Source organism: Phycisphaerales bacterium, from assembly GCA_035627955.1.
Taxonomy (GTDB): Bacteria; Planctomycetota; Phycisphaerae; order Phycisphaerales; family UBA1924; genus JAEYTB01.
In genome coordinates this window covers 259617-284789 of record DASPKU010000007.1, presented here as the reverse complement: position 1 = coordinate 284789, position 25173 = coordinate 259617, and the positions used below count along the sequence as shown (strand labels likewise).

Genomic DNA, 25173 nt, shown 5'->3' with positions numbered 1-25173 from the left:
TGAACAACGTACCACATCAGGGGAGAGTTCCCCGGGAAGAACGCCTGTACGCCCCTGGGAGCGGGTGGTTCCGGGGCCCTTCGCCGAGCACGGCCGCCGAGCGCGGCCGTATCGCTCCCTGACGGTCGCGGTTCCTGCTTGCGGCGGTCTAGCAGGGGTTGCCGCCCAGGACGCGGAAGAAGGCTTCGATATCCTGGTCGGTGCCGGTGTCGCCGTCGCCGTTGAAGTCGGCGCCGCCCGCGTAGCAGGTATCGCAGCAGGTTCCGCCCAGGCAGGCGAAGAAGGCCTCGATGTCCTGGTCGGTGCCCGAGTCGCCGTCGCCGTTGAAGTCCTGCGGGCCGCAGTTGGAGGTCTGCTCGCAGGCGTCGGGCTGCGAGTTGCCGTTGTTGTCTACGCAGGTGGTGTTGGGGCCGCTCCAGGAGCCGCCCGCGCCGGCGCAGGTGGCGTTGGAGGTGACGAAGCAGAAGCCATTGGGGGCGCAGCAGGCGCCGTTGGGCTGGGGGCAGTTGGTGGTGCCGCAGCTGGTGCCATTGCCCTGGTAGTTGCCGCCCTGGTTGGCACAGGAGGCGGCGGAGACGCCGTTCACGCACTGGCCGTCGGGGAGGCAGCAGGCGCCGGTTGGGCAGGCATTGCCGTTGTGGCACTGCACGCCGGCGCCGTAGAAGGTGCCGCCCGCGCCCGAACAGCTGGACTGCTGCGTCTGGAAGCAGAAGCCGTTGGGCATGCAGCAGGCGCCGGTGGGGGCGGGGCAGGGCTGGTCACAGTTGGAGCCAGTGCCGCGGAAGGTGCCGCCCTGTGCGGAGCAGGTCTGCTGGGTGAAGCCGGTGGCGCAGGCGCCGTCCTGGAGGCAGCAGGCGCCCAGGGGGCACTGGTTCTGGTTGGGGCCGGCGCACTGGGTGCCGACGCCGGCGAATGTGCCGCCCGCGCCGACGCAGTCCTGCTGGCCGATGACGGAGCAGAAGCCGGTGTTGAAGCAGCAGGCGCCTTGGGGCTGCGGGCAGTTGGCGCTGGCGCAGCTGATGCCGTCACCGGCGTACGAGCCGCCGGCTGTGCCGCAGTCGGAGACGGTCATCTGGGCGCACTGGCCGTCGGGCATGCAGCAGGCGCCGACGCCAGGCTGGCAGTTGACGCCGGACCAGACGGCCCGCATGACGACGTCGCCGTGGGGCCGGCAGCCTGGGAAGCAGGAGCTGCCGAACTGGAAGTCGCCCTGGAGGGCGGAGAAGCGGGCCCAGCCGCCGTTGCTGGGGCAGCCGCTGCCGCCGCAGTTGAGACCGAAGAGCCAGTTGAGCGTGGGCTGCTGGAGCTCGGGGTACTGGTTGCAGGGGGCGGGGCTCTGGGTGTTGTCGGTGGCGATGAAGGCGTTGGAGTTGGAAGGGGGCGGGGTGGAGCAGGGGTTGGCGGTCTGGTTGTTGTGGTTGTCGATGCGGTAGGCAACGGTGAACTGGTTAGTGCCGTTGTTCTGGATGAAGAGCTGCTCGGGGTCGGTGGGATCGATGGAGAACTGCACGTTGACGCCGTTGGTCCCCGGGTTCATGCGGATGTGGGGGAGGATGACGTCGTCGGAGGAGAAGGTGGCCACCGGGGGGTTGGTCGCGCTGGGCACGCCTTGGTAGAACAGCACGCTCCACTCGGTGACGGTGGCGACGCTGGCGTTCTGCGTGCCGAAGATGCACTCGGTGCGGACAATCTTGATAGGCCACTCATTGGCGGGGACGGTGTAGGTCTGGGCGAACATCTCACCTTCGCCCATGCCGCCCTGGAGCGTGTAGGTGCCGCCGGTGAAGCTGGCGCCGGTGTGCGTGGCGATCTGGTCGCAGAGGCGGGGCTGGTAGCCGCCGGGTGCGGGGGTGGCGGGGGGCGTGGCGCCGGCGAGGATGCGGCCGAGCGAGGTGACGTGCATCTGCTCGACTCGGTCGAGAGTGATGGTGTACTGGTGCTCGGCACGGGCGAGCTGGGCGTGCGCGACGGGGGCGAGGGCGGTCACGCCGAGCGCGGACAGCAGTACGAATGACAAACGACGCGTCCAGTGGCTCATCGAGGGACCTCCCGGCCAGTCAGAATCAGACCCCAACCTGGTGCTCCTGCCCACCATACCACGCGGGTGAACCCCTCAAAAGGGAATCCCGCGGCGTGGGACGATCCGCTTTGGGCGGCGCGCAAGTTCCCTGTCTTCACATGACTGAGTGCTGGGGGGGAGGTTGGGGGAAGGGCGAGAGGGCGAGCGGGTCCGGGAATCCGGGTGATTTTGGTTTTTCCTGCAATGGCCGGCTTGTCTGCAATCCGGCATCGGCCGATGCTCGTATTGGAGGCCGCTCCGCATTCGCGGGGAGGTTGCGCATTGGCATTTCGGTAGGCCCTATAGGTCCAAGAGGTCCTATAGGACCTATAGGAGAGTGGGCATGGGTCGCAGGTTCGTGGAGAGCGCCTGGGTGGGGGTCTTGGCGTGCGGGGCCGTGGGAGTGGCGATCGCGCTCGCGGGGATTAACACCACGCGGAACGACTTCTACGCGGCGGGCACGCAGGCGGGGCAGATGGTGCAGCCGCTGATCACGGCGACGCAGTGCGCCAACTGCCACGGCGGGTATGACACGGAGCACGAGCCGTACACCGCGTGGTCCGCGAGCATGATGGCGCAGGCGGGGCGGGACCCGATCTTCCACGCGTGCCTGACGATTGCGAACCAGGACGCGGCGTTCGCGGGGAACTTCTGCCTGCGGTGCCACAACCCGGCGGCCCACCTGAACGGGTACAACGACCCGACAGGCGGGGACATCCCGGACCTGGGTGTCGAGGCCCAGGGTGTGTCGTGCTCGGTGTGCCACCGCATGACGGACCCGGTGTACGAGGACGGCGTGAGCCCGCCGGAGGATGTTGGCGTGCTGGCTGGGGTGGCGCAGCTGCCGGTGAATGACGGCAATGGGCAGCTGGTGATTGATCCCAATGACCGGCGGCGCGGGCCGTTCCGCCTGACGATGAACCCGCACCAGTGGCTGCAGAGCCCATTCCATCGGGATTCGGCGCTGTGCGCGAGCTGCCACGAGGTGAGCAATCCAGCGTTCACGAGGCAGCCGGACGGGACGTACGCGCTCAACTCGCTGGATGCGCCCCACGACAGCGGCAACAAGTACGAGCAGTTCCCGGTGGAGCGGACCTACAGCGAGTGGCTCAAGAGCGACTTCGCGGAGGGGCCGATCGACATGGGCGGGCGGTTTGGCGGGAACAACCCGCTGGTCTCTACGTGCCAGGACTGCCACATGCCCAAGGGGACGGGCACCGGGTGTGATCCCATCTTCGAGACGCCGGTGCGGACCGACCTTCCCAAGCACCAGTTCAACGGGGCGAACACGTGGGTGCTGCGGGCGATACGGACGCTGTACGACGACTCGATCACGGGGACGACGGCGGAGGCGGTGGAGGCATCGATCGCGCGGGCGGAGGCGATGTTGCAGGCGGCGTCGGACGTGGAGCTGCGAGCCGCGGGCAACCAGCTGACGGTGACGGTGATCAACCAGACGGGGCACAAGCTGCCGACGGGGTACCCCGAGGGGCGGCGGATGTGGGTGAACGTGAAGTTCCTGGACGCGGGCGGGAACCTGGTGGCGGAGCGGGGGGCTTACAACCCGATGACGGCGGAGCTGATCACCGGCGACACCAAGGTGTACGAGATGGTGCTGGGGATGAGCCCCGACGTGGCGGCGGCGGCGGGGCGTCCGGCGGGGCCGGGCTTCCACTTCGCGCTGAACAACGTGCGGTTCCTGGACAACCGGATCCCGCCGCGGGGGTTCAACAACGTCGAGTTCGCCAGCGTGCAGGCGGAGCCGATCAACTACACGTACCCGGACGGGCAGTACTGGGACGACACGGTGTACACGGTGCCGGAGGGGGCGGTGAGGGCCGAGGTGAGGGTGTACCACCAGACGACGACGAAGGAGTACATCGAGTTCCTGCGGGACGCAAACACGACGAATGACAAGGGGCAGATCGCGTACGAGCAGTGGGTGCTGCACGGCAAGAGCGAGCCGGCCCTGATGGACTTCGTGATTTCGAACGTGGCTTCGTGCGTGCAGGACTACAACGCGGACGGGGACAGCGGCACCGACCAGGACATCGAGGCGTTCTTCGCCTGCCTGGGGGGGACCTGCTGCGAGACGTGCGCCTCGGCGGACTACAACGGCGACGGCGACACCGGCACCGACCAGGATATTGAGGCGTTCTTCCGTGTTCTGGGCGGCGGGGCGTGCTGAGGCTCCGGTCGCGCGTGCGGCCGTGGGTTTGCACGGGTGGCTTGACCGGTGACATACATTCGTGCGGGCGGCGTTTTGCGCCCGCACTCAAAGGACCGTTCATGAAGACTCTGGGACTGATCGCGGCGGCGGGTGTGTTGATGGCGGCGGGGGCGGCGCAGGGGCAGACCCTGGCGACGCAGACCATCGCCAGCGGTCTGACGCGCCCGGTGTGGGTGGGCTCGCCGGCGGGGGACAATAACCGGCTGTTCGTGATCGAGCAGCGGTTCAACCCGGCGGTGGCGGGCGATCCGTACACGGCCCGCATCCGGTGGATCAACCTGGCGACGAACACGGTGAGCTCGTCGGCGACGCCGTACCTGTCGTTCACGGGGGTGGCGTCGACGGTGAACATGGCCAACGTGAGCGAGCAGGGGGTGCTGGGGATGGCGTTCCACCCCAACTTCCTCAGCAACGGGTACTTCTACATCCACCGCACGCGGGCGGACAACGCGGTGCTGATCGAGCGGTTCCGGGCCAACGCGCCGTACGCGACGTCGACCACGGCCGACCCGGCGAGTTTGCAGGTGGTGATGACGATCCCGCACCCGCAGACGAACCACAACGGGGGCTGGATCGACTTCGGGCCTGATGGCCACCTGTACATCGCGCTGGGCGATGGCGGCAACGGCAACGACTCGGGCACCGGGCACTCGGCCATCGGCAACGCCCAGGACCTGACCAGCCTGCTGGGCAAGATCCTGCGGATCGACGTGGACGGGGCGGACAACATCCCCGGCAACGCGGACGACGCTGACACTGCGGCGGGGACCAACTACCGGATCCCCGCGGGCAATCCGTTCACGGGCGCGGGGCAGCGGCGGGAGATCTGGGCGTACGGCCTGCGGAACCCGTGGCGGAACTCGTTTGACCGGCAGACCGGCGACCTGTGGATCGCGGACGTGGGGCAGGATGCCCGCGAGGAAGTGAACGTCGCCATCGGCAACCCCGCGGGGCGCAACTACGGGTGGAAGTGCGTCGAGGGCTTCCGCTGCACGGGGCTGGTCAACTGCCCGACGTGCCCCACCGTGCCGAGCGGCGTGACGTACCCGATCTTTGATTACGCCAACCAGCCCAACGCGGCGATCCCGCCGTTCAACCAGCCGGGGCTGACGATCACGGGCGTGGCGGTGACGGGCGGGTACGTGTACCGCGGGTGCGACATCCCGTGGTTCCGCGGCCACTACATGTTCACGGACTACCTGAGCTCGACCATCATCAGCCTCACGTACTCGCCGGGCGGGGGGATCGCCAACCCGGTGAACCGCACCGCGGAGCTGGACCCGCCGGGCAGCGCGGCCATCAACAACGTGGTGTCCTTCGGCGAGGATGCGCGGGGCGAGGTGTACATTGTCGATGCTACCGGCGGCGAGGTGTTCAAGATCGTGCCGGGCAGCCCCACGCAGAACTGCACGGTGCTGGGGTGCGGGCCGCAGGACTTCAACGGCGACGGGGACAGCGGCACGGACCAGGACATCGAGGCGTTCTTCGCGTGCCTGGGCGGGAACTGCTGCCCGACGTGCTGGCCGGGCGGGGCGGACTTCAACGGCGACGGGGACACCGGGACCGACCAGGACATCGAGGCGTACTTCCGCGTGCTGGGCGGGGGGACGTGCTGAGAGCACAGTGACTCACGCGGGCGCGGGCGATAGCCGGCGCCCGCTGTTTTCTTTCTGAGAGGTCCCGGTTCCGGGGCCGCTACAAGGGGTATTTCATGGCGTTGGAACTCCGGCGTTGTGTGTCGCGCGCGGTGATGGTCGGGCTGGTGCTGGGCGCGGCGGGGCTCGGGTGCCTGCGCACCGGACTTGATGGGGCTGCACCGCAGGGGGCGCTGAGCCCGCTGCACCAGCGGATGATCGCGCAGCTGCGCGCCAACGCTGGGGCGGGATCGAACCCGGCCCTGTGCTTTGCGCCCGGGACCGACAACGAGGTGATCGCGGCGTTCAACGGGGCGATGGCGGAGGGCCAGCCGGTGGGGTTCAACGCCGGTGGCCGGTGGGGGGCCACGGCGTACTCGCCCGCGGGGGGCGCGGGGTCGCCGACGGTCATCACCTACAGCTTCGTGCCCGATGGGACGAGCCTGCCCTCGCTGTCGGCGAGCGACCCGGCCGGGACGAGCAACCTGTTCGCGCGGATGCGGCAGATCTACGGGACAGACGCGGCGTGGCAGGCGCACTTCCACAGCGTGTTCACGCGGTGGGGGCAGCTGTGCGGGATCACGTACATCCACGAGGCCAATGACGACGGGATCGCGGTGGGGCAGGGCTCGGTGGGCGTGATCAACGTGCGGGGCGACGTGCGGATCGGCGGCAACTCGATCGACGGCAACGGCAACGTGCTCGCGTTCAACCACTTCCCGGCCAACGGCGGGGACATGGTGCTGGACACCAACGACACGTTCTTCAACACGACGACGAACAACTCGAGGCGGCTGCGGAACGTGGTGGCGCACGAGCACGGGCATGGAATGGGGCAGCAGCACGTGTGCCCGATCAACCAGACCAAGCTGATGGAGCCGTTCGTGTCGACGGGGTACGACGGGCCGCGGCATGACGATGTGCGGCTGGCGCAGGCGTACTACGGGGACATCCACGAGCGGAACAACAGCGCGGAGGACGCGACGGACCTCGGGGCGCTGGCGTCGGGTGCGACGATCACCGTGGGCACGCCGCCGGCCCCGGCGATCCCGGATACGTCGACGGTGAGCCTGTCGGCGTGGGGAGACCAGGACTGGTACAAGTTCGCGGTGGACTCGCCGCGGATGGTGACGGTGACGCTGACGCCGGTGGGGGCGAGCTACGACAGCTCGGAGCAGGCGTGCGGCGGGTCGGGGAGCTGCTGCTCGGGCAACGTGATCGACAGCAGCGTGCTGCAGAACCTCAATGTTCAGCTGATCGGACCGGACGGGGCTGCGGTGCTGGGCACAGCGGCGGGCGCGCCGGCGGGGGGCGTGGAAACGCTGACGCTGCCGCTGAACACGCCGGGGGTGTACTACGCGCGGGTCTACCCGCCGACGCTGACCACCGACATCGAGGACACGCAGATGTACCTGCTGACAGTCGGGGCGGGCACCGAGGCGGTGACGGTGACGGCGCCCAGCGGCACGCCGTCGCTGGTGAGCGCGGGGAGCGGGGTCAGCTTCCCGGTGACGGTGACGACCACGAGCGGGACGGTGGCGAGCGCGGAGCTGTTGTACCGGGCGTCGGCGTCGGGGGCGTGGGCGAGTGCGCCGCTGAGCTTCGTGTCGGGGAGCGCGTGGACAGCGACTCTGCCGGCGTTCGCGTGCGGGCAGACGCCGCAGTTCTATGTGAGGGCGGTGAGCAGCACGGGGCTGGCGGGTTCTTCGCCGGCGACGGCGCCCACGGCGTTCTACAGCGCAGGCGTGGGGGCGCTGACGGGCGGGCTGACGGACGACTTCGAGACGGACCAGGGCTGGGCCGTGAGCAACGGGGCGGGGCTGAGCGGCGGGGCGTGGGTGCGGAATGATCCCAACGGCACCAATGCGCAGCCGGAGAACGATGTGAGCGCGGCCGGCACGCGCTGCTGGTTCACGGGGCAGGGTGCGGTCGGCGGGGGCGTGAACGCGGCGGACGTTGATGGCGGTGCGACCACGCTCACCAGCCCGGCGGTGGACCTGTCGGGCTTCGCCGATGGGAGGCTGACCTACTGGCGGTGGTACTCGGCGACGGACGCGGCCGACAGTTTCGTCGCCCAGATCAGCGGCGACAACGGGCAGACGTGGGCGACGCTCGAGACGCTCACGACGCATAGCACGGGGTGGGTGCAGCGGGAGTTCACGCTGTCGCAGCTGCCGATCGTGCTCTCGTCGCAGGGTGGGGGGGTGAGGGTGCGGTTCACGGCCGCGGATGGGGGGGCGGACTCGACGGTGGAGGCCGCGGTGGATGAGGTGCGGCTCGCGGGGCTGGCGTGCGCGTTCACGCCCGCGGCGTGCGCGGGGGCTTGGGAGCTGGTGGCGGCCTCGGGGCCCTCGGCGCGGACGGACGCGGCGATGGCGTTCGACACCGTGCGCGGGCGGCTGGTCATGGTGGGGGGCTCGACCGCGGGGGGTGTCAGCGGCGAGACGTGGGAGTTCAGCCCGGTGAGTGGCGCGTGGACGCTGGCGAGCACCGGGGGTCCTTCGGCGCGCACCGGCGCGGCGATGACCTTTGACAGCGGGCGTGGCGTGTGCGTGCTGTACGGCGGCATCGACGCGGGCGGGAACGCCAGCGACCAGACATGGGAGTGGAACGGCAGCACGTGGAACCACAGGGCGAGCGTGCGGCCCTTTGCGCGGTACGACCACGCGATGACCTTCGACAGTGTGCGCGGGCAGGTGCTGATGTTCGGCGGGCGGATCTCGCCGGCGGGCTACCAGCGCGAGAGCTGGGACTGGGACGGGGCCACGTGGACCAACAGGCTCACGCCCCAGCCGCCGGCCTCCCCCGCGGCCCGCATCCGGCCGGGGTTCGTGTACGACCCGGTCAACGCGCGGGCGGTGCTCATTGGCGGGCTCACCGCGAGCGGCACCGCGACCGACACCTGGCTCTGGAACAACACCACGCACGCGTGGACGGGTGTGACGCCCGCGGGGGCGCAGCCGACGGCGCGCCACTCGCACGCGGTGGTGTGGGACGCGGCACGCCAGCGGGTGCTGCTCTTTGGCGGCGATGACGGAACGAGCGCGATGCCGCACCGCGTGAACGACACGTGGGAGTGGAACGGCACGGCGTGGTCGCAGCGGCTCGGGGGCGGGGGCGGGGGGCCAACGCCGCGCTCGGGCGCGGCGATCGCTCACGACCCCTCGAACGGCACGACGTACCTCTTCGGCGGCGTCGTCGGCGGGGCGGGGAGCACGACGATGAGCGGCGAGCTGTGGCGGCTGGTGAGCCCGGTGGCGCCGAGCGTCACGGCTCAGCCGCAGGCGGCGCGGGCGTGCAACGGGCCGGCGGTGGTGACCGTGGGCGCGGCCGGCACGCCGGTGGGGTACCAGTGGCAGATCGCCGACGGCCAGGGCGGGTGGGTCAATCTCGCGGACGGCGAGTTCCCCGTGGGCAGCCCGCGGTACACGGTGAGCGGCGCGACGGCGGGCACGCTGTCGCTGTCGCCGAGCTTCCCGGTCGGCAGCGACGTGGTGCGGGCGGTCGTGAGCAACACGTGCGGCACGGCGGTGAGCGGGGAGGCGGGGGTGACGGTGGTCAGCTCCGACTTCAATGGCGACGGGGACTTCGGGACCGACGGGGACATCGAGGCGTTCTTCGCCTGCCTGGGTGGGTCGTGCTGCCCCACGTGCGGGGGCAGCGACTTCAACGGCGACGGGGACATCGGGACGGACCAGGACATCGAGTACTTCTTCCGCGTGCTGGGCGGTGGGTGCTGAGGTCGGTGAGGGAGGGCGGCGGGGCACGCCCCAGAAAACGGGCGGCAGGGGAGTACAGGTGCCGTACCTGCGTGTCAGGAATGCGCGAAACCTGCGCGGGGCGTTGACGGGGGTGCGGGCGTCGGTACCCTGATAGTGAGAGCGAGTTCATCAGGCGTCAGCCCCGTGGAGGGGGCAGCGCCGGACCTGCGAGAGAGGTTCCAAAGGGCAGGCCACGAGGGCCGCGGGATATCGACCACGCCAGCGCGGGTGCGCTGGGGTGATGTAGCAGCCAGCAGCAGACGAGGCAGCGAGACGGACTTACAGAAAGGGACGCAGATGAAGAAGGTGATGGCGGCGGTGTGTGCGATGGGCCTGATGGCCCTCGCGGGTGCGGCGAACGGGCAGGTGACGAACATCAAGATCAGCCAGGTGTACGGCGGCGGTGGCGTGAACGCCACCTCGACCTATACGCACGACTATGTCGAGCTGTACAACAAGGGCGATGTGGCGGTGGACCTGACCGGTACCTCGATCCAGTACGCATCCAGCGGCAGCACCTCGAACTTCAGCGGTCGCATCAACCTGACCGGCACGATCGCCCCGCGCGGGTACTTCCTGGTCCGAGCGGCGCCGAACACCACGACCAACCCTCCGGGGGCTGCGCTGCCGGCCTTCGACGTTGACGGCACCGTCACCACCGGCGGCGTGTCGACCAACCCGAACTTCTCGGGCACCAACGGCAAGGTGGCGTTCGTGAACGGCACGACCCTCCTGAACTCGACCAGCAACTGCCAGAACGTGGCGATCATCGACTTGGTGGGCTACGGCACCGCGTCCTGCTTCGAGGGCACGGGCGCGGCTCCGGCCGGGTCCAACAGCACGGCGCTATTCCGCGCGGCCGAGGGCTGCACGGACACGGGCAATAACAACGCGGACTTCTTCGCCGCGGCGCCGGCGCCGCGCAGCACGCAGAGCCCCACCTTCAACTGCCCGAGCAGCACGCCCCCGAGCGGCATCGGCAGCAGCAGCCCCGAGCTGTGCGCGGGTGCATCGACGGTGGTCAGCGTGGCGGTGACGCAGGGTGCCAACCCTGCTTCGCCGATCACGGGCGTGACGATGGACACCACCAGCATTGGCGGCGGCCCCGGCGAGCTGATGTACAACGACGGAACCAACGGCGACGTGACCGCCAATGACAACACGTGGTCGGCGACGGTGACCGTGTTCAGCAGCCAGACCGGCGCCCGCTCTATCCCGATGACGATCACGGACCAGCTGAACCGCCAGGGCATCGCGAACGCGACGGTGAACGTGGCGTTCTGCGGCATGAGCGGCTTCTTCTCGGCCGAGCCGGTGTGCACCGGCGGCAGCACGCTGGTGACCTTCGTGGTGAACCCCGCGCAGGGCCCCACCAGCACGGGAATCACGGCGACAGCCGACCTTTCTAGCATCGGGGGCAGCGCCTCGCAGCAGCTGTTCGACGACGGCACCAACGGTGACGTCACTGCGGGCGACAACACCTTCTCGTACCTCGCCACCGGCGTGGGCACGACCCCCGGGGCGTTCGCCATCGCGGCGACGGCCCAGGACGCGCAGGCCCGCAACGTGAACCGCAACTCCACGGTGTTCGTGGGCGCGTGCACGCCGGCGGACTCGACCCTCGTGATCAGCGCGATCTATGGCGCCGGCGGCAACGCGGGCTCCAACTTCGCGCACGACTACGTTGAGATCTTCAACCGCAGCAACTCTGACCAGAGCCTGGACGGGCTCAGCATCCAGTACGCCAGCGGCGAGACCGACACCAACGGCCTGGGCGTCAGCGGGGCGACCCGCATGTACGTCCTGCCCAGCGGAGTGACCCTTGCCCCGGGCCAGTACTACCTGGTGAAGATGGCGGGCGGCACCGGCCCGGTGACGGTGGACACCGAGGGCGGCATCACGATGTCGGCCGACCGCGGCACGATCGCGCTGGTCAACGGCACGGCGGCGCTGGGGACCAACAGCTGCGGCAGCACGTCGATCCTGGACATGGTGGGCTACGGGTACTCGGACTACACCGCCAACCCGGCCCCGCAGGCAGGGCGCGGCTACTGCCGCGAGGGTGACTTCCACGCCCCCACGCTGAACGCGACGACGGGCCTCATCCGTCGCAACGGCGGGTGCTGGGACACCAACAACAACGGCATGGACTTCGTGGTGTACACGCCCGCGCCGCGCAACACCGCGACGACCCCCGCCCCCTGCGGCGGCGGTTGCCCCGGCAACGAGTGCGGCCCGCAGGACTACAACGGCGATGGTGACAGCGGCACCGACCAGGACATCGAGGCGTTCTTCGCCTGCCTGGGTGGTACGTGCTGCGAGACCTGCTTCTGCCAGGGCAGCGACTTCAACGGGGACGGTGACTTCGGCACCGACCAGGACATCGAGGCGTTCTTCCGCGTGCTCGGTGGCAACCCCTGCTGAGCTGGTGAGTGAACTGAGTTGACGAAGGGCCCGGCGGGAACGCCGGGCCTTTTCTTTTGGGAAGTGACGGAGTGACGGGGTGGGAAGCGGGAAGTGGAAAGTCGGAAGGTGGAAGTCGGAAGGTGGAAGTCGGAAGGTCGAAGGGGAGGGGACTCGTTTCACCGTCTCATGGCCAGGTGCTAGCGAGCTGATCTAAACCCGCTCTCACCTGCTTAGGCCACGTGGACAGCTGGTGAGAAACTCGTCCAGCTCACCGGCTTGGGCGTGGGGTGATTTCCCTACGTAGCGCGTGCTAACGCGCTCTGGAGCCCGCATTCCCGGGTGACGCGTCCGGGTGGGTTAAGGGCCCCGATAGGTTCCGATAAGAACTCCGCTATCTTCGGCTCACCGGCTGCGAACAGCAGGCTTGCCTCCACCGGCTCTGCCGATGCGGGCTCCGCCGGCTGAGCGACGCCGGGACTGAAAGGGAGTTCACAGCATGAACCGACGGGCCAACAAGGGCCCGGCAGCTGGGATGCTGCTGGGTGTCGCTATCACTCTGTCCACGCTTTCCGGTCTGGCCGGCACGGCCGCGGCCGACGGGCTGCCGAGTATTCCGTCCCGCACGGCGACGATCGGCATCGACACCGGGGCGGTGAAGGCCAAGGGCGACCAGAACGAGACCGCGATCCTGTTCTCCACCCCTGTCACGGTGGCGGGGGCCAAGTGGGTGCGGCTGAAGTTCGGCGAGGTGAAGCTGGCGGGCGACGCCGCGGCCAACGGGGCGACGATCCGCATCACGAGCAAGCTGGACGGGGGGGTGCAGTTCCTCAACGGCGAGAGCCTGAAGCAGTGGGGCAACACCAGCGCGTACTTCAACGGCGACACGGTGACGGTGGAGCTGATCGGGTTCCCCGGCACGGGCGAGAGCCGCCTGGTAATCGAGTCGGCCACGGCGGGCGAGGGGCTGACCTACGCCGACCGCACGCTGTGCGGGAGCGACCAGCGCGAGCCCTCGAGCGACGCGTCGGTGGCGCGGCTGATGCCGATGGGCTGCTCGGCGTTCATGATCAACGACGCCAACCGCATGTTCCTGTCGGCGGGGCACTGCAACGTGAACAGCCAGACGGTGGTGCAGTTCAACGTGCCGCCGAGCAATCCGGATGGGACGCTGGTGATGCCGGCGCCGCAGGACCAGTACCCGGTGGACCCCGCGAGCGTGCAGACGCGCGACACGGCCATCGGCAGCGACTGGGCCTACTTCGGCGTGTTCCCCAACAGCAATACGCACATGACGCCGGTGCAGGCCCAGGGCGAGAACCTGGCGCTGGCGGCGGTGGTGCCCAATGCGGGCGGGCAGGTGCGGGTGACGGGTTACGGTCTGGTGACCAACCCGATCCCGCTGAGCCGCAACCAGACGCAGCAGACCGGGACGGGCGCCTACGTGAGCCGCACGGGCAGCGTGCTGGGCTACGAGGTGGACACCACCGGCGGCAACTCGGGCTCGCCGATTATCGACGTGGTGAGCGGGCGGGTCATCGGCATCCACACCAATGGCGGGTGCGAGGGGCCGGGGACGAACAACGAGGGCACGAGCCTGGACAACCCCGACCTGCGGTTCGCCCTGGCCAACCCGCGCGGCGTGTGCGCCAGCGGCACCACGCCCCCGGGCGGCGGGCCCGGCGACGGCGCGATCTTCGCGGCGGGCGACGCGAGCAACAACTTCGGCGCGTTCAGCGCGGGCGGGGCGTTCGCGGCGGTGGCGCAGACGATGCCCAACATGCAGGGCATGGCCTATGACCCGGCGCAGGAGCGGTTCATCGCGGTGGACAGCAGCCGCAACGTGTACTCGATCACGCCCGATGGCGAGGTGACGCTGAACGGAACGCTAGCGGGGACAACGCAGGTGATCAGCGGCCTGGCGTACAACGCCGGGGCGCAGTCGTGCTACGGAATCGCGCAGGCGACGGGGCAGCTGTTCCAGGTGCACCTGCGGGTGCGGCTGGTGCAGGGCCTGGGCCCCGCGCGGGGCGGGAACGTGGGCGGGATCGACTTTGACCCTACGCGCAACGCGCTGTTCGGCGTGGATGATGCCTCGGGCGGGACGCGCCTGGTGCGGATCAGCGTGGTGGACGGGTCGCAGACGGTGGTGGGCCCGCTGGGCGTGAATGCCACGGACTGCAACGGGCTGGCGTTCAACCCCAACGACCAGCGGCTGTACACCGTGGATGCTCCCACGGGCCGGCTGCTGTCGATCAACCCCGATACAGGGGCCGCGAGCGTGGTGGGCACGAGCAACGGCGTGTTCGGCGCGGCGTACGGCATGGCGGCCCGCGAGGTGCAGGTGAGCAACTGCACGGCGGACTTCAACCACGACGGCGACACCGGGACCGATCAGGACATCGAGGCGTTCTTTGCGACCCTGGGCGGGAACCCCTGCCCCACGTGCGGGTCGGTGGACATGGACGGGGATGGAGACGTGGGCACCGATCAGGACATCGAGGCCTTCTTCCGCGTGCTCGGCGGGCACTCGTGCTAGGGGCGTCGCCCGCGTGTTAGCGGGCCTTGCGGCGCGTGCAAACACCTGAAACGGCGGGTGTTGGCGCGGAGGCGTGCGGTATACTTGTACCGGCGTGGGGGCTGGAATCCCCACGCCGGTTTTCTCTCGGGAGAGGTGCATGCTGAGGGCGGTGACGTCCGTGACGCTGGGGGCGTCGGCTGTCGTGTTGGCGGCGCTGGCCGGGGGTGCGCAGGCGCAGCTGCGGGTGGCGAACTGGAACATCTCGTTCTACGACGGCACGGACCGGGCGGCGGCGATCCAGACCGCGGTGTACGGCGTGTTCAACGGCAAGAGCATGGCGCCCGATGTGTTCTCGGTGCAGGAGGTGAGCACGGCGGGGGCGCTCAGCACGCTGGTGAACGTGCTGAACAGCGCGCCGGGGAGCCCCGGGGACTGGGCCGCGGCGCCGTTTATTGATGGGCCCGACAGCGAGAGCGTGCTGCTGTACCGCACGAGCAAGGTGGACCTGCTGAACACCGAGGTGATCGCGCTGGGGAGCACGGCGAGCACGAACCAGCCGCGGAACACGTACCGGTACGACCTGCGGGCAAAGGGGTACACGACGACCAGCGCGACGTTCGCGGTGTACAGCGTGCACATGAAGGCGGGGGACACCAGCAGCGACAACGCGCGCCGGCTGGTGGAGAGCACGAACATCCGTGACAACGCCTCGGGGATGGACACCAACGGGGCGGGCACGGCGCTGCCGGCGGGGTACCACTACATCCTCGCGGGCGACATGAACATGCAGAACGCGGGGCAGAGCAGCTACCAGGAGCTGATCTCGGGGGTGGGGGGCAACGCGGGGCGGTTCTATGACCCGATCTGCCGGCCGGGGATTTATTACACGCCGGGCAGCGGCACGGACGCGGGCAACTGGAACAACAACGCCGCGTTCCAGATGATCCACACGCAGGACCCGGCGACGAGCGCGGGGATGGACGACCGGCACGACCAGATCCTGCTGGGCGGGAGCCTGGTGGACGGCGTGGGGATGGACTACATCGGCAACCCGACGCAGCGGTGGAACCTCAACACCTTCGCGGACCCGAATCATTCGTACCGCTGCTGGGGCAACGACGGCACGACGTTCAACGCGATGCTGCGGACCACGGGCAATGCGCACGTGGGGGCCACGATCGCGCAGGCGCTGATCGACGCGGCGACAACGAGCGGCGGGCACCTGCCGGTGTTCCTGGACCTGCGGGTGCCGGCCAAGGTGAGCACGCCGGTGAGCGTGAACTTCGGCACGGTGGTGCAGGGCTCGACGGCCCAGCAGAGCGTGAGCATCGGAAATGGGGGGAACACGGCCCTGTGGACGGCGAACGGGATCGCGAGCCTGTCGTACACGCTGACGGCCTCGGGCGGGTTCACCGCGCCGGGCGGGACGTTCAACGACGCGCCGGGCGGCGGGCTGAACGCGCACACGGTTTCGATGAATACGGCGACGGTGGGGCCCAAGAACGGCACCATCACCATCAACGCGACGGGCGCGGATGTACCGAGCGTGGTAGTCAACGTGACGGGCACGGTCATCGCGGCCAATCAGCCGCCAGTTGCCAACGCGGGTGCGGACCAGACGGTCACTGACACCGACAACAGCGGCAGCGAGACCGTCACGCTCGACGGCTCGGCGAGCAACGACCCCGACGGAACGATCACGGACTACCGCTGGAGCGAGGGCGCGACGGTGCTGGCGCAGGGGCCCTCGCCGACGGCCAGCGTGCCGCTGGGGGTGGGGGTGCACACCATCACGCTGACGGTCACCGACAACAGCAGCGCGACCCACAGCGACACGGTGGTGGTGACGGTGGAGGCGGGGGCGACCTGCGGGCCGCAGGACTTCAACGGCGACGGCGACAGCGGCACGGACCAGGACATCGAGGCGTTCTTCGCGTGCCTGGGCGGGAACTGCTGCCCGGCGTGCTGGCCCGCGGGGGCTGACTTCAACGGGGATGGCGATATCGGGACGGATCAGGACATCGAGGCGTTCTTCAGGGTGCTGGGCGGGAGCCCGTGCTGAGGTAAGAACCGCGACCGTAAGGGAGCGGAAGCGGCGCTTTGCCGCTTGCGGGAGCGGGCGTTGAGCGCACAGCCGCGGGGCGCGGCTGTACCCCTCCCTGACGGTCGGGGTTCCTACCGCCCACTTGCGGCAGGTTGTCTGTATACTCCGCGCCGCTTTCCCCGGGATGGGGCGGGCGTATGGACCATCGGCGACGTGCCCGGGCGGCGGCGGGTGGTCCATGGTGCGAACGGAATGCTCGGGCAAAGGCTCGGTCGATCGATGAAGAACATTTACGTTGGCAATCTCCCGTACTCGACGACGGAATCGGAGCTCGAGCAGCTGTTCAGCCAGCACGGGCAGGTGTCCCGTGCCTCGGTCGTCATCGACCGCGAAACCGGGCGCAGCCGCGGCTTCGGGTTCGTCGAGATGCCCGATGACGCCCAGGGCGACGCGGCCATCAACGCGATGAACGGCTACGACATGGGCGGGCGCAAGCTCGTCGTCAATGAGGCCAAGCCCCGCGAGGCCCGCGGCGGCGGGTTCGGTGGTGGTGGCGGTGGCTACCGCGGCGGCGGTGGTGGGGGCTATGGCGGCGGTGGTGGGCGTCGCGGGGGCGGAGGCGGCTGGTAACGAGCCGATCGGGCGAGTGATCGATTGATCAGTGATCGAGCGCCGCGGCGACGCGGCGCTTTTTCGTTTGAAAGAGCCGATCGCGCGAGGGATCGGGTAGCGGATGGTGACGAAAACTCGATCGCTTGCGCGATCGGCTCTTTTGGGGACCGATTCGGTCCAAAAAGCATGACAGCAGTCCCTCTCTCCTAAGGACTGCTGTCGCTCGACCAGCAGGTGGTCTGAATGAACAAACCGTGCTGTTGTCGTTCTTGGCCGCGGGCGGAATCGCCAGGACCAAGGTACAAAAACGGGCGTGTGGATCAAGGGCTTTCCCGCGCGTTTTGCTGAAAAGAAAGCGTTATGACCCCCGGGAAATGCCCGGAAAACTGCCCAGATTGCCACACGGTGAGCGGGATCAGGGTTTCGCGACCAGCCGCTCCATGGGAAGGACGCGGTAGACGCGGAAGACGAACTTGTGGGCGGCGTCGATGTGGACCTGCTGGAGGCCGGCGAGCATGCCGGCCGCGTGCCACTGTTCCAGTTCGCTGGGCTGGTCAGGGTCAAGGGGAAGCTCCAGCAGGGCGATGAAGCTGCCGGGGGGCGGGAGGGGGAACTGGCCCTGACCGTTCTTGTGCGCGGGAGTCCAGCGCACGGTGATGGACTTGCGGAGCTTGGCCGCGCGTTCGCGGGCGTACCAGGCAACCTCGGGGCGGTGGTCCATGAGGAGGTCGCCGGTGAGGAGCGCGCCATCGGGCAGGAGCTCGCCCAGGCGCTCGCCGGTGTCGCGACCGCTGGTGCGGACGTCGCGCCGGTGCTCGGTGTAGACGAGGCTGGTGAGCGCGGCCATGAGGAGGGCGAGGCCCCACACCCACGGGCGGTGCATGAGCGAGTGGCGCGCCACGCGCTGGCCCCACGCGGGGAGATCGTGGCGCGAGAGGCGCCAGCCCGCGTAGGCGGTGACGATGGGGAGGAGAGTGGTGATCGGCATGGTGTAGCGGTTGTTGTACACGCCGATAACGGTGTAGATGGCGAGCGCGGCGAGCACGGAGAAGCTGACGGCGCGACCGAGGGTGTGCTCACGGGTGTCGCGGTCCTGAGGGCGCGCGAGGGCGAGCAGCAGCGGGGCGGACCAGGGGAGCGCGGCCAGCAGGGCCGAGGCGGGGAGGATGAGGACCTCGAGGCGGCGGCCGGGTTTCCACAGGAACTGCTCGGCGCCCTGGAGGACTGGGGCTTCGGGGAGGTCCGCGCTGCGCTCGAGGATGCGGCCGGCGACGAAGGCGAGGAATGCGAGGGCGATCAGGAAGCCGGTGATAAGGTGGCCGGTGACGAGGCCGCGGGCGGAGCGGGCGGCGATGCAGGCGCCGGTGAGGGCGCCGATGAGGGCAGGGAGCGCGGCGGGACCTTTGACGGTGGCCATGCCCGCGAGGCCCAGCGCGAAGGGGATGGCCCAGAGGAGCGAGGCGCGCGTGCGCGGCCGGTTCACGATGATGTCGATGGCGCTGAGCATGGCCAGCTGCACGAAGAGGTTGTGCAGGGCCTCGATCTCGGCGCTGCGGCCGGGGTACCAGTACAGCGGCGTAAGCAGGAACGCGAGGCCGGCGATCAGCCCCCACACGCCGCCGAACCAGCGGCGGGCGAAGGCGAAGGCGAGTATGCCGCCGAGCGTGACCGCGAGGGCGGAGACCGCGCGGGCGGAGTACTCGCTCTCGCCAAAGAGCAGCGCGAACGCGCCCACGGCCCAGGGCATGCCCGGCGGCTTGCGGAGGTAGGGCTGGTCGAGCAGGCGCGGCATCCACCAGTCGCCCTCGCGGGCGAAGGCCCAGCCGGGGAATACGCGCTGGCCCTCGCTGAAGGCAAAGCCCGAGGAGCCCAGCATGGGCCAGTAGATGCAGGCTGCCACAACCAGCACGAGCGTGAGCTGGAACCAGGCTCTCTGCCAAAGTGGCGGCTTTCCCACACTGATTTCGGGCATCGGGGCGGATGATACGGGCGGGTAGACTGTTGTACCTGTGGCCAAGCGCCCTTCCAGCACGAATGGAGCCGAGCCCGCGCCGCTGAAGCGCGGGATGGCGTACCCCAAGGCCGTGGATCGGCTGATCGCGGAGTTCGCGCGCCTGCCGGGGATCGGGCGTCGCACGGCGGAGCGGCTGGCGTTCTACATCCTCAAGAGCGACGAGCCGACGGCGCTGGGGCTGTCGCAGGCGATCATCGACGTCAAGAAGACGGTGCGGCATTGCGAGACGTGCTACAACCTGTCCGACGCGAGCACGTGCGACATCTGCCGCGATGAGAACCGCGACCGCACGCTGGTGCTGGTGGTGGAGCAGCCCAAGGACCTGATCGCGCTGGAGCAGACGGGCATGTACCGCGGGCTGTACCACGTGCTGATGGGGCGGCTGAGCCCTCTTGAGGGGATCGGGCCCGACGAGCTGACCATCCCGCGGCTCATGGAGCGGCTGGCGCACCCGGAGGCGAACCCGGGCGGCACCGCCATAAGCGAAGTGATCCTGGGCCTCAACCCGACAATAGAGGGGGACGGCACGGGCCTGTACCTGTCGGAGCAGCTGCGCGAGAGGGGCGTGAAGGTGAGCCGCCTGGCGCGTGGGCTGCCGACGGGCTCGCAGCTGGAATACGCGAACAAGGCCGTGCTGGCGGATGCGATCCAGGGGCGGCAGAAGGTAGAGTGAGGCGGAAGTCGGAAGTCGGAAGTCGGAAGTCGGAAGTCGGAAGTCGGAAGTCGGAGAGCGGAGAGTTTTGCAGCGGAGCTGCTGATCTGAGGGTTGATGCGGTTCGAGACGTCCCAGCACATGAAGCTCGGCCAGCAGATGAAGCTGGCGCCCAGGATGATCCAGTCGATGGAGATCCTGCAGATGCCGCTCGCGGAGCTGGAGGAGCGGATCGAGCAGGAACTGGAGAACAACCCGACGCTCGAGCTTTCGGACGGCGACGCGGATGACCCGGGCGTGCGGATGGAGCTGGAGGAGCTGCGGCGCGAGGAGGCGGCGGCGGACCGGCCGATGTCGGTCGATGAGGGGTCCGCGGGCGATGACTTCGAGCGGCTCGACAGCTTTGCCGAGAACAACCCTGACGCGGCCGACAACGAGTTCTCCGCGTCGGATTACGGCGATCACGACCGGTCGGAGCTCATGGCGGAGGCCCGCGACGCGGGCATTTCGCTGGAGCCGGGCACGTACTCGGTGAATCGATCGGCGGGGGAGCGGGACGCGAAGATCGACGCGATGGCCGCGGCACCGGCGCGGGGGGCTTCGCTCACCGAGCAGCTGCGGGGGCAGTGGGCGCTGGTGGATGTGGAGGGCTCGCTGCGGCCGCTGGGCGAGCTGATCATCACGTTCCTGGAGGACGACGGGTACCTGCGCACGCCGCTGGAGGCGATCGCGGAGAAGGCGCCGGTGGGCAAGCCCGCGCCGGGCGAGGGTGGGCCGGGGGCGCTGGTGCTGAAGGAGCGGCCCACGGTGGCGCAGCTGGAGCGGGCGCTGAAGGCCGTGCAGCTGTTCCTGGAGCCTGCGGGCGTGGCGGCGCGCACGCCGAGCGAGTGCCTGCTGCTGCAGCTGGATGCGCTGGAGGATGAGGCGGAGGACCTGGGCTGGCCGCGTCAGGCGTTCCACAACGCGCGGGTGCTGGTGGCTGATCACCTTGAGGACCTGACGCAGAACCGGCTGCCGCGGGTGGCAGAGAAGACGGGCCTCAGGCTCGACGAGATCAAAGAGGCGCTGACGCTGCTGCGGCGGCTGTCGCTGGCTCCGGCGCGCCGGCTGGTGGAGGACACGAACCGCGCGATCATCCCTGATGCGATCGTGGAGTACGACGCGGACCAGGACCGCTACATCGCGTACCTGAATGATGCCCGCCTGCCGAACGTGCGGATCAACCAGGAGTACGCCCGCCTGTCGCGCGACAAGGGGATGGAGAAGAAGGACCGCGAGTTCCTGAAGACCAACCTGGGCAACGCGCAGTGGCTGCTGGACGCGGTGGGCCAGCGGCGGCACACGCTGCTGCGGGTGATCCGCGCGGTGGTGGAGGCCCAGCGGGACTTCTTCGACTTCGGGCCGCAGGCCTTGAAGCCGCTGCCGATGACGCTGGTGGCGGAGCAGCTGGGGATTCACGTCGCGACGGTGAGCCGCGCGGTGGCGGAGAAGCACCTGGCGACGCCGCGGGGCGTGGTTCCGCTGCGGAAGTTCTTCAGCGGCGGGCTGCACACCGAGGGCGGCGAGGACGTGGCGTGGGACGCGATCAAGGTGGCGCTGAAGGAGGTCATCGACGGCGAGGACAAGGCGCGGCCCTTGAGCGACGAGGCGCTGGTGGATGAGCTCAAGAAGCGGGGGATCGAGATTGCGCGCCGGACGGTGGCGAAGTACAGGGATCAGCTGGGGATTGCGCCGGCGCGGTTGCGGAAGCAGTTCTGAGGGGGAGCTCTACCGCGGAGTTTCGCGGAGGGGGCGGAGTTGCGCGGAGGGGGCGATGGGGTGTAGCCTCGATCTTGGGAACCCGAGGGTGCTCCGGGCGACCGGGCTCGTGATTGCAACGCTGCTGGGCACCGTCGCCTGGATGATGGTGATAGGCAGGGTCGGCGGGGGTGCGGTCGAGGTTGTCCTGCTGCTGGTTGGGGGTCTGGTGCTCGCGGTCGTCTCCCGTCCGCTGCGAAGGGATCGGCCGCTGCTTGCATTGTTTGTGGTTGCCGTTGGTGTGCACTTGCTGCTCGCGCTCAGGCAGGCGTATGTGCTCTTTGAGCTTTCGGGCGGTCGGTGAGCAGACACCGAGATGAAGACATCTCGGTGGCACGGGTTGGTGGTTGCACTAGGATTCCGCTATGGCCGACCTCTTCAAACTCCGCGTTCGCTTTGTCGACAAGTCCGGGAAGCCGCTGCAGGGGCCTGAGTACCGCGTGGTGTTCCACGACAAGGACCTGATGAGCAGCTCGACACTGGGGCAGGCGGGGCTGGACGGGAATGGGGTGGCGGAGGCCGTGTGCGCGATCGTCGATGTGCGCGGGTTCACGCACGAGGGCAAGCCGGACGTGTACTGCACGCTGCTGCACGGCGGGCAGGAGCTCAAGAAGAGTCGCGTGTTCCATGACTTCGACCCCGACCGCAAGACGGGGGTATCGGGGGTGGCGAACCAGACGCTGGATCTGGGGACGATTACGGTGTGAGGGTTGCGGCGCGTCGCAGCTGTGCGGAGAGGACGCGAAGTGCGTCGCGTTCCACCCGGGACTTCGCCCAGAGCGGCTCAGTCCCGGCGTCGTGAGGGGACATGACAACGCTTGCGAGCGAACGCATCCTGGTCACCGGCGCCGCGGGGTTTCTGGGCCGGCATGTGGTTGGTGCGCTGGAGCGGGTGGGGGTGCCGCCGCTGCATGTGTTCGCGGCGACGCGGGCGGATGGTGATCTGACCGACCCGCGGCAGGCGGAGGCGCTGCTCGCGAACGCGTTCGGCGGGAATGGGCCGACGGTGCTGGTGCATGTGGCCGCGTACAGCGCGGGGCTGCAGGCCAACCGGGCGCACCCGGCGAAGTTTTTCTACGACAACCTGGCGATGGGCGTGAACCTCATCGAGGGGCTGCGACGCACCGGCCTCGCGCGTCACTGCTGCGTGGTGCAGATCGGGTGCATGACGTCGTACCCGAAGGACGCCCCGCAGCCCTACCGCGAGGAGTCGCTGTTTGCGGGGAAGCCCGACGCCGAGTTCGCCTCGTACGGGCTTGCCAAGCTCGCGCTGCTGCAGATGCTGGAGGCGTACCGGCTCGAGCACGGCCTTCGCTCGGTGTACCTGATCCCGACGAGCCTCTATGGGCCCGGCGACACGCTGGACCCGGCGCGGACGCACGCGTGCGGGGCGATGGTGGCGCGGTTCATGGACGCGGCCCGCGAGAACCTCCCCGAGGTGACGTGCTGGGGCACGGGCCGGCCGACGCGGGACTTCCTGTACATCGAGGACGCGGCCGCGGGTGTGGTGCGGGCGGCGGAGTGGGTGCTGACGCAGACGGCGAGCACCCCCGTGCAGGCGATCAACCTGGGGTCGGGGGCGGAGCCGTCGATCCGGGAGCTGGCCGAGCTGGCGGCGAAGCACGCGGGTTATCAGGGGCGGGTCCTGTGGGACGCGTCGAAGGGCGACGGGGTGATGCGGCGGGCGCTGGATACGGGCAAGGCGCGCGAGCTGCTGGGGTGGGAGGCGAAGACCTCCCTTGATGAGGGGCTGGCCCGCACGATCGAGTTCTTCAGAACCGTTCGGAACGAGCCCCGAACGAAGTGAGGGGTTTTGGTGCGATCCTTCGCCGCAGAAGACGTGGCCCGCTCACTTCGTTCGGGGCTCGTTGCGAACGTTGTTTGCGGCTCCGAGGCTGCCTGAGGTTCAGTCACCCCCCGGATCGGCCGATGAACCCGGGTAGGCTGAACGCCCCAAGGTCCGGGAACATCGGCGTTGGGAGCGTCAGAACGGAGGGGTGCCCGGGCGTCACGGGTACACTTTCTCCCCGCTTTCCCGCTGTCCCCGGGCGAACCCATCGGCCCGGGCGCGGCTAGAAGGTGGCCGGGTTTTCTCAAGGGCTTCATCACGGCGCTGCGGCGCCTTCAGGAGAGTTCGCGTGAGCAAGGGTGTGGTTGTCGTCGCGGGCGCGGGCGGGTTCATCGGTGGTCACCTCGTGGCCGACCTGCTGCGGCAGGGCTTCCGCGTTCGCGCGGCCGACATCAAGCCGCTCGACGAGTGGTACCAGGTGCACCGCAAGGCGGAGAACTCCGCGGGTGCGCTCATGGGCGACGTGCGCGACTTCCAGAACTGCCGCCGCATCTGCAAGGGCGCGAGCGAGGTCTACCAGCTCGCCGCCGACATGGGCGGCATGGGCTTCATCGAGAACAACAAGGCCCTGTGCATGCTCAGCGTGCTGAGCAACACGCACATGATCCTGGCGGCGCAGGAGGCGGGCGTCGAGAAGTTCTTCTACGCCAGCTCCGCGTGCGTCTATAACGCCGACAAGCAGAAGGACCCCAACGTCACCGCTCTCAAGGAGGCGGACGCGTACCCCGCGCTGCCCGAGGACGGCTACGGCTGGGAGAAGCTGTTCAGCGAGCGCATGTGCCGGCACTTCCGCGAGGACTTCGGCCTGCACACGCGGGTCGCGCGGTTCCACAACGTGTACGGGCCGTTCGGCACGTGGGAGGGCGGGCGTGAGAAGGCGCCGGCCGCGATCTGCCGCAAAGTGATCGCCGCGGCGGTAAGCGGGAAGCACGAGATCGAGATCTGGGGCGACGGCACGCAGACGCGGTCGTTCATGTACATCGACGACTGCGTGAAGGGCATCCAGACGATCACGCACAGCAACATCCTGGAGCCGATCAACCTGGGCAGCAGCGAGCTGGTGAGCATCAACCAGCTGGTGGACATCGCGGAGGAGATCGCGGGCATCAAGCTGGAGCGCAAGTACAAGCTCGACGCGCCGCGGGGCGTGGCGGGGCGCAACAGCGACAACACCAAGATCCAGCAGTACCTCAATTGGGAGCCCGACACCCGCCTGCGTGACGGCATGGAGAAGACCTACCGCTGGATCGAGCAGCAGTTCCGCGACAAGTACGACGCCAAGACCGCGCACCTGAGCGCGGTTTCCAACTTCACCAAGGGGAGCCACCCGATCCCAGGCGACGGCTTCAACCCCGAGTCCAAGAACATGGACACGTGGCAGCAGGGCATTCCTGCGGGGTACAACGCGCGGGCGAACGGAAAGGCGAAGCCTGCGAAGGCGGCGAAGGCGGTGGCCAAGAAGAAGGTGGTGAAGAAGGCGGTCAAGAAGGCTGCGGCGAAGGGTGCGAAGAAGAAGGTGGCGAAGCGCCGCTGATCGGCAGTCATCACACGACAATCGTGCCACCGAGATGTCCTCATCTCGGTGGCTTCGTTTTTG

Annotated in this window: 15 protein-coding genes; 13 read left to right on the top strand and 2 right to left on the bottom strand. The window is 69.0% G+C overall.

All coding sequences use genetic code 11. From position 1 onward, the window contains the following. Nucleotides 1-148 precede the first annotated feature (148 nt). Nucleotides 149-2038 (bottom strand): hypothetical protein, encoded by a 1890-nt coding sequence (locus VD997_07360; GenBank protein HYE61799.1) that lies wholly within the window; start codon nt 2036-2038, stop codon nt 149-151. 364 nt (nt 2039-2402) lie between these two features. Here VD997_07360 and VD997_07355 point away from each other — a divergent pair, with 364 nt between their 5' ends. The 7 genes from VD997_07355 (at nt 2403) to VD997_07325 (ending at nt 17282) form a co-directional block, all read left to right on the top strand. Further along, nucleotides 2403-4247 (top strand): hypothetical protein, encoded by a 1845-nt coding sequence (locus VD997_07355; protein ID HYE61798.1) that lies wholly within the window; start codon nt 2403-2405, stop codon nt 4245-4247. Nucleotides 4248-4348: 101 nt separating this feature from the next. Then, nucleotides 4349-5905 (top strand): PQQ-dependent sugar dehydrogenase, encoded by a 1557-nt coding sequence (locus tag VD997_07350; protein HYE61797.1) that lies wholly within the window; start codon nt 4349-4351, stop codon nt 5903-5905. Nucleotides 5906-6000: 95 nt separating this feature from the next. Next, a complete protein-coding gene (locus VD997_07345) occupies nt 6001-9663 on the top strand; it encodes a matrixin family metalloprotease (GenBank protein ID HYE61796.1) in 3663 nt (1220 codons plus the stop codon). Nucleotides 9664-9981: 318 nt separating this feature from the next. Further along, the gene (locus VD997_07340; GenBank protein HYE61795.1) at nt 9982-12108 is read left to right on the top strand and encodes a lamin tail domain-containing protein; all 2127 of its coding nucleotides are present in this window, start codon (nt 9982-9984) and stop codon (nt 12106-12108) included. Between the two features lie 478 nt (nt 12109-12586). Then, on the top strand, nt 12587-14626 hold the full coding sequence (locus VD997_07335; protein ID HYE61794.1) for a trypsin-like peptidase domain-containing protein: 2040 nt from the start codon (nt 12587-12589) through the stop codon (nt 14624-14626). A gap of 139 nt (nt 14627-14765) precedes the next feature. Then, entirely contained in the window at nt 14766-16670 is a 1905-nt protein-coding gene (locus VD997_07330) for a PKD domain-containing protein (protein HYE61793.1), read from the top strand. A gap of 261 nt (nt 16671-16931) precedes the next feature. Then, entirely contained in the window at nt 16932-17282 is a 351-nt protein-coding gene (locus VD997_07325; GenBank protein HYE61792.1) for an RNA-binding protein, read from the top strand. 397 nt (nt 17283-17679) lie between these two features. On the opposite strand, the gene VD997_07320 is transcribed toward VD997_07325, so the two are convergent. Continuing rightward, nucleotides 17680-19236, bottom strand: a complete 1557-nt coding sequence (locus tag VD997_07320; GenBank protein HYE61791.1) for a glycosyltransferase family 39 protein — start codon at nt 19234-19236, stop codon at nt 17680-17682. Between the two features lie 37 nt (nt 19237-19273). On the opposite strand from VD997_07320, the gene recR reads away from it, so the two are divergent. From recR to VD997_07290, 6 genes are all read left to right on the top strand, one after another. Further along, complete coding sequence (gene recR, locus VD997_07315) at nt 19274-19951, top strand: recombination mediator RecR (GenBank protein ID HYE61790.1); 678 nt, start codon at nt 19274-19276, stop codon at nt 19949-19951. A 96-nt stretch (nt 19952-20047) separates the two neighbouring features. Continuing rightward, nucleotides 20048-21688: an RNA polymerase factor sigma-54 gene (gene rpoN, locus VD997_07310; protein ID HYE61789.1), complete on the top strand. Its 1641-nt coding sequence runs from the start codon at nt 20048-20050 to the stop codon at nt 21686-21688. Nucleotides 21689-21743: 55 nt separating this feature from the next. Then, nucleotides 21744-22031 carry a hypothetical protein gene (locus VD997_07305; GenBank protein ID HYE61788.1) on the top strand — a complete coding sequence of 96 codons (288 nt, stop codon included), beginning with the start codon at nt 21744-21746 and terminating at the stop codon, nt 22029-22031. A 61-nt stretch (nt 22032-22092) separates the two neighbouring features. Then, on the top strand, nt 22093-22434 hold the full coding sequence (locus VD997_07300) for a hypothetical protein (GenBank protein ID HYE61787.1): 342 nt from the start codon (nt 22093-22095) through the stop codon (nt 22432-22434). Nucleotides 22435-22535: 101 nt separating this feature from the next. After that, nucleotides 22536-23534, top strand: a complete 999-nt coding sequence (locus VD997_07295) for an NAD-dependent epimerase/dehydratase family protein (GenBank protein HYE61786.1) — start codon at nt 22536-22538, stop codon at nt 23532-23534. A 331-nt stretch (nt 23535-23865) separates the two neighbouring features. Next, nucleotides 23866-25110 (top strand): NAD-dependent epimerase/dehydratase family protein, encoded by a 1245-nt coding sequence (locus VD997_07290; protein HYE61785.1) that lies wholly within the window; start codon nt 23866-23868, stop codon nt 25108-25110. The last annotated feature ends 63 nt before the right edge of the window (nt 25111-25173 follow it).

Excerpts from the sequence above, each read along its gene's own strand:
- VD997_07360 (HYE61799.1), bottom strand. The coding sequence starts at position 2,038 with ATGAGCCACTGGACGCGTCGTTTGTCATTCGTACTGCTGTCCGCGCTC.
- VD997_07355 (HYE61798.1), top strand. The coding sequence starts at position 2,403 with ATGGGTCGCAGGTTCGTGGAGAGCGCCTGGGTGGGGGTCTTGGCGTGC.
- VD997_07350 (HYE61797.1), top strand. The coding sequence starts at position 4,349 with ATGAAGACTCTGGGACTGATCGCGGCGGCGGGTGTGTTGATGGCGGCG.
- VD997_07345 (HYE61796.1), top strand. The coding sequence starts at position 6,001 with ATGGCGTTGGAACTCCGGCGTTGTGTGTCGCGCGCGGTGATGGTCGGG.
- VD997_07340 (HYE61795.1), top strand. The coding sequence starts at position 9,982 with ATGAAGAAGGTGATGGCGGCGGTGTGTGCGATGGGCCTGATGGCCCTC.
- VD997_07335 (HYE61794.1), top strand. The coding sequence starts at position 12,587 with ATGAACCGACGGGCCAACAAGGGCCCGGCAGCTGGGATGCTGCTGGGT.
- VD997_07330 (HYE61793.1), top strand. The coding sequence starts at position 14,766 with ATGCTGAGGGCGGTGACGTCCGTGACGCTGGGGGCGTCGGCTGTCGTG.
- VD997_07325 (HYE61792.1), top strand. The coding sequence starts at position 16,932 with ATGAAGAACATTTACGTTGGCAATCTCCCGTACTCGACGACGGAATCG.
- VD997_07320 (HYE61791.1), bottom strand. The coding sequence starts at position 19,236 with ATGCCCGAAATCAGTGTGGGAAAGCCGCCACTTTGGCAGAGAGCCTGG.
- rpoN (HYE61789.1), top strand. The coding sequence starts at position 20,048 with ATGCGGTTCGAGACGTCCCAGCACATGAAGCTCGGCCAGCAGATGAAG.
- VD997_07305 (HYE61788.1), top strand. The coding sequence starts at position 21,744 with ATGGGGTGTAGCCTCGATCTTGGGAACCCGAGGGTGCTCCGGGCGACC.
- VD997_07300 (HYE61787.1), top strand. The coding sequence starts at position 22,093 with ATGGCCGACCTCTTCAAACTCCGCGTTCGCTTTGTCGACAAGTCCGGG.
- VD997_07295 (HYE61786.1), top strand. The coding sequence starts at position 22,536 with ATGACAACGCTTGCGAGCGAACGCATCCTGGTCACCGGCGCCGCGGGG.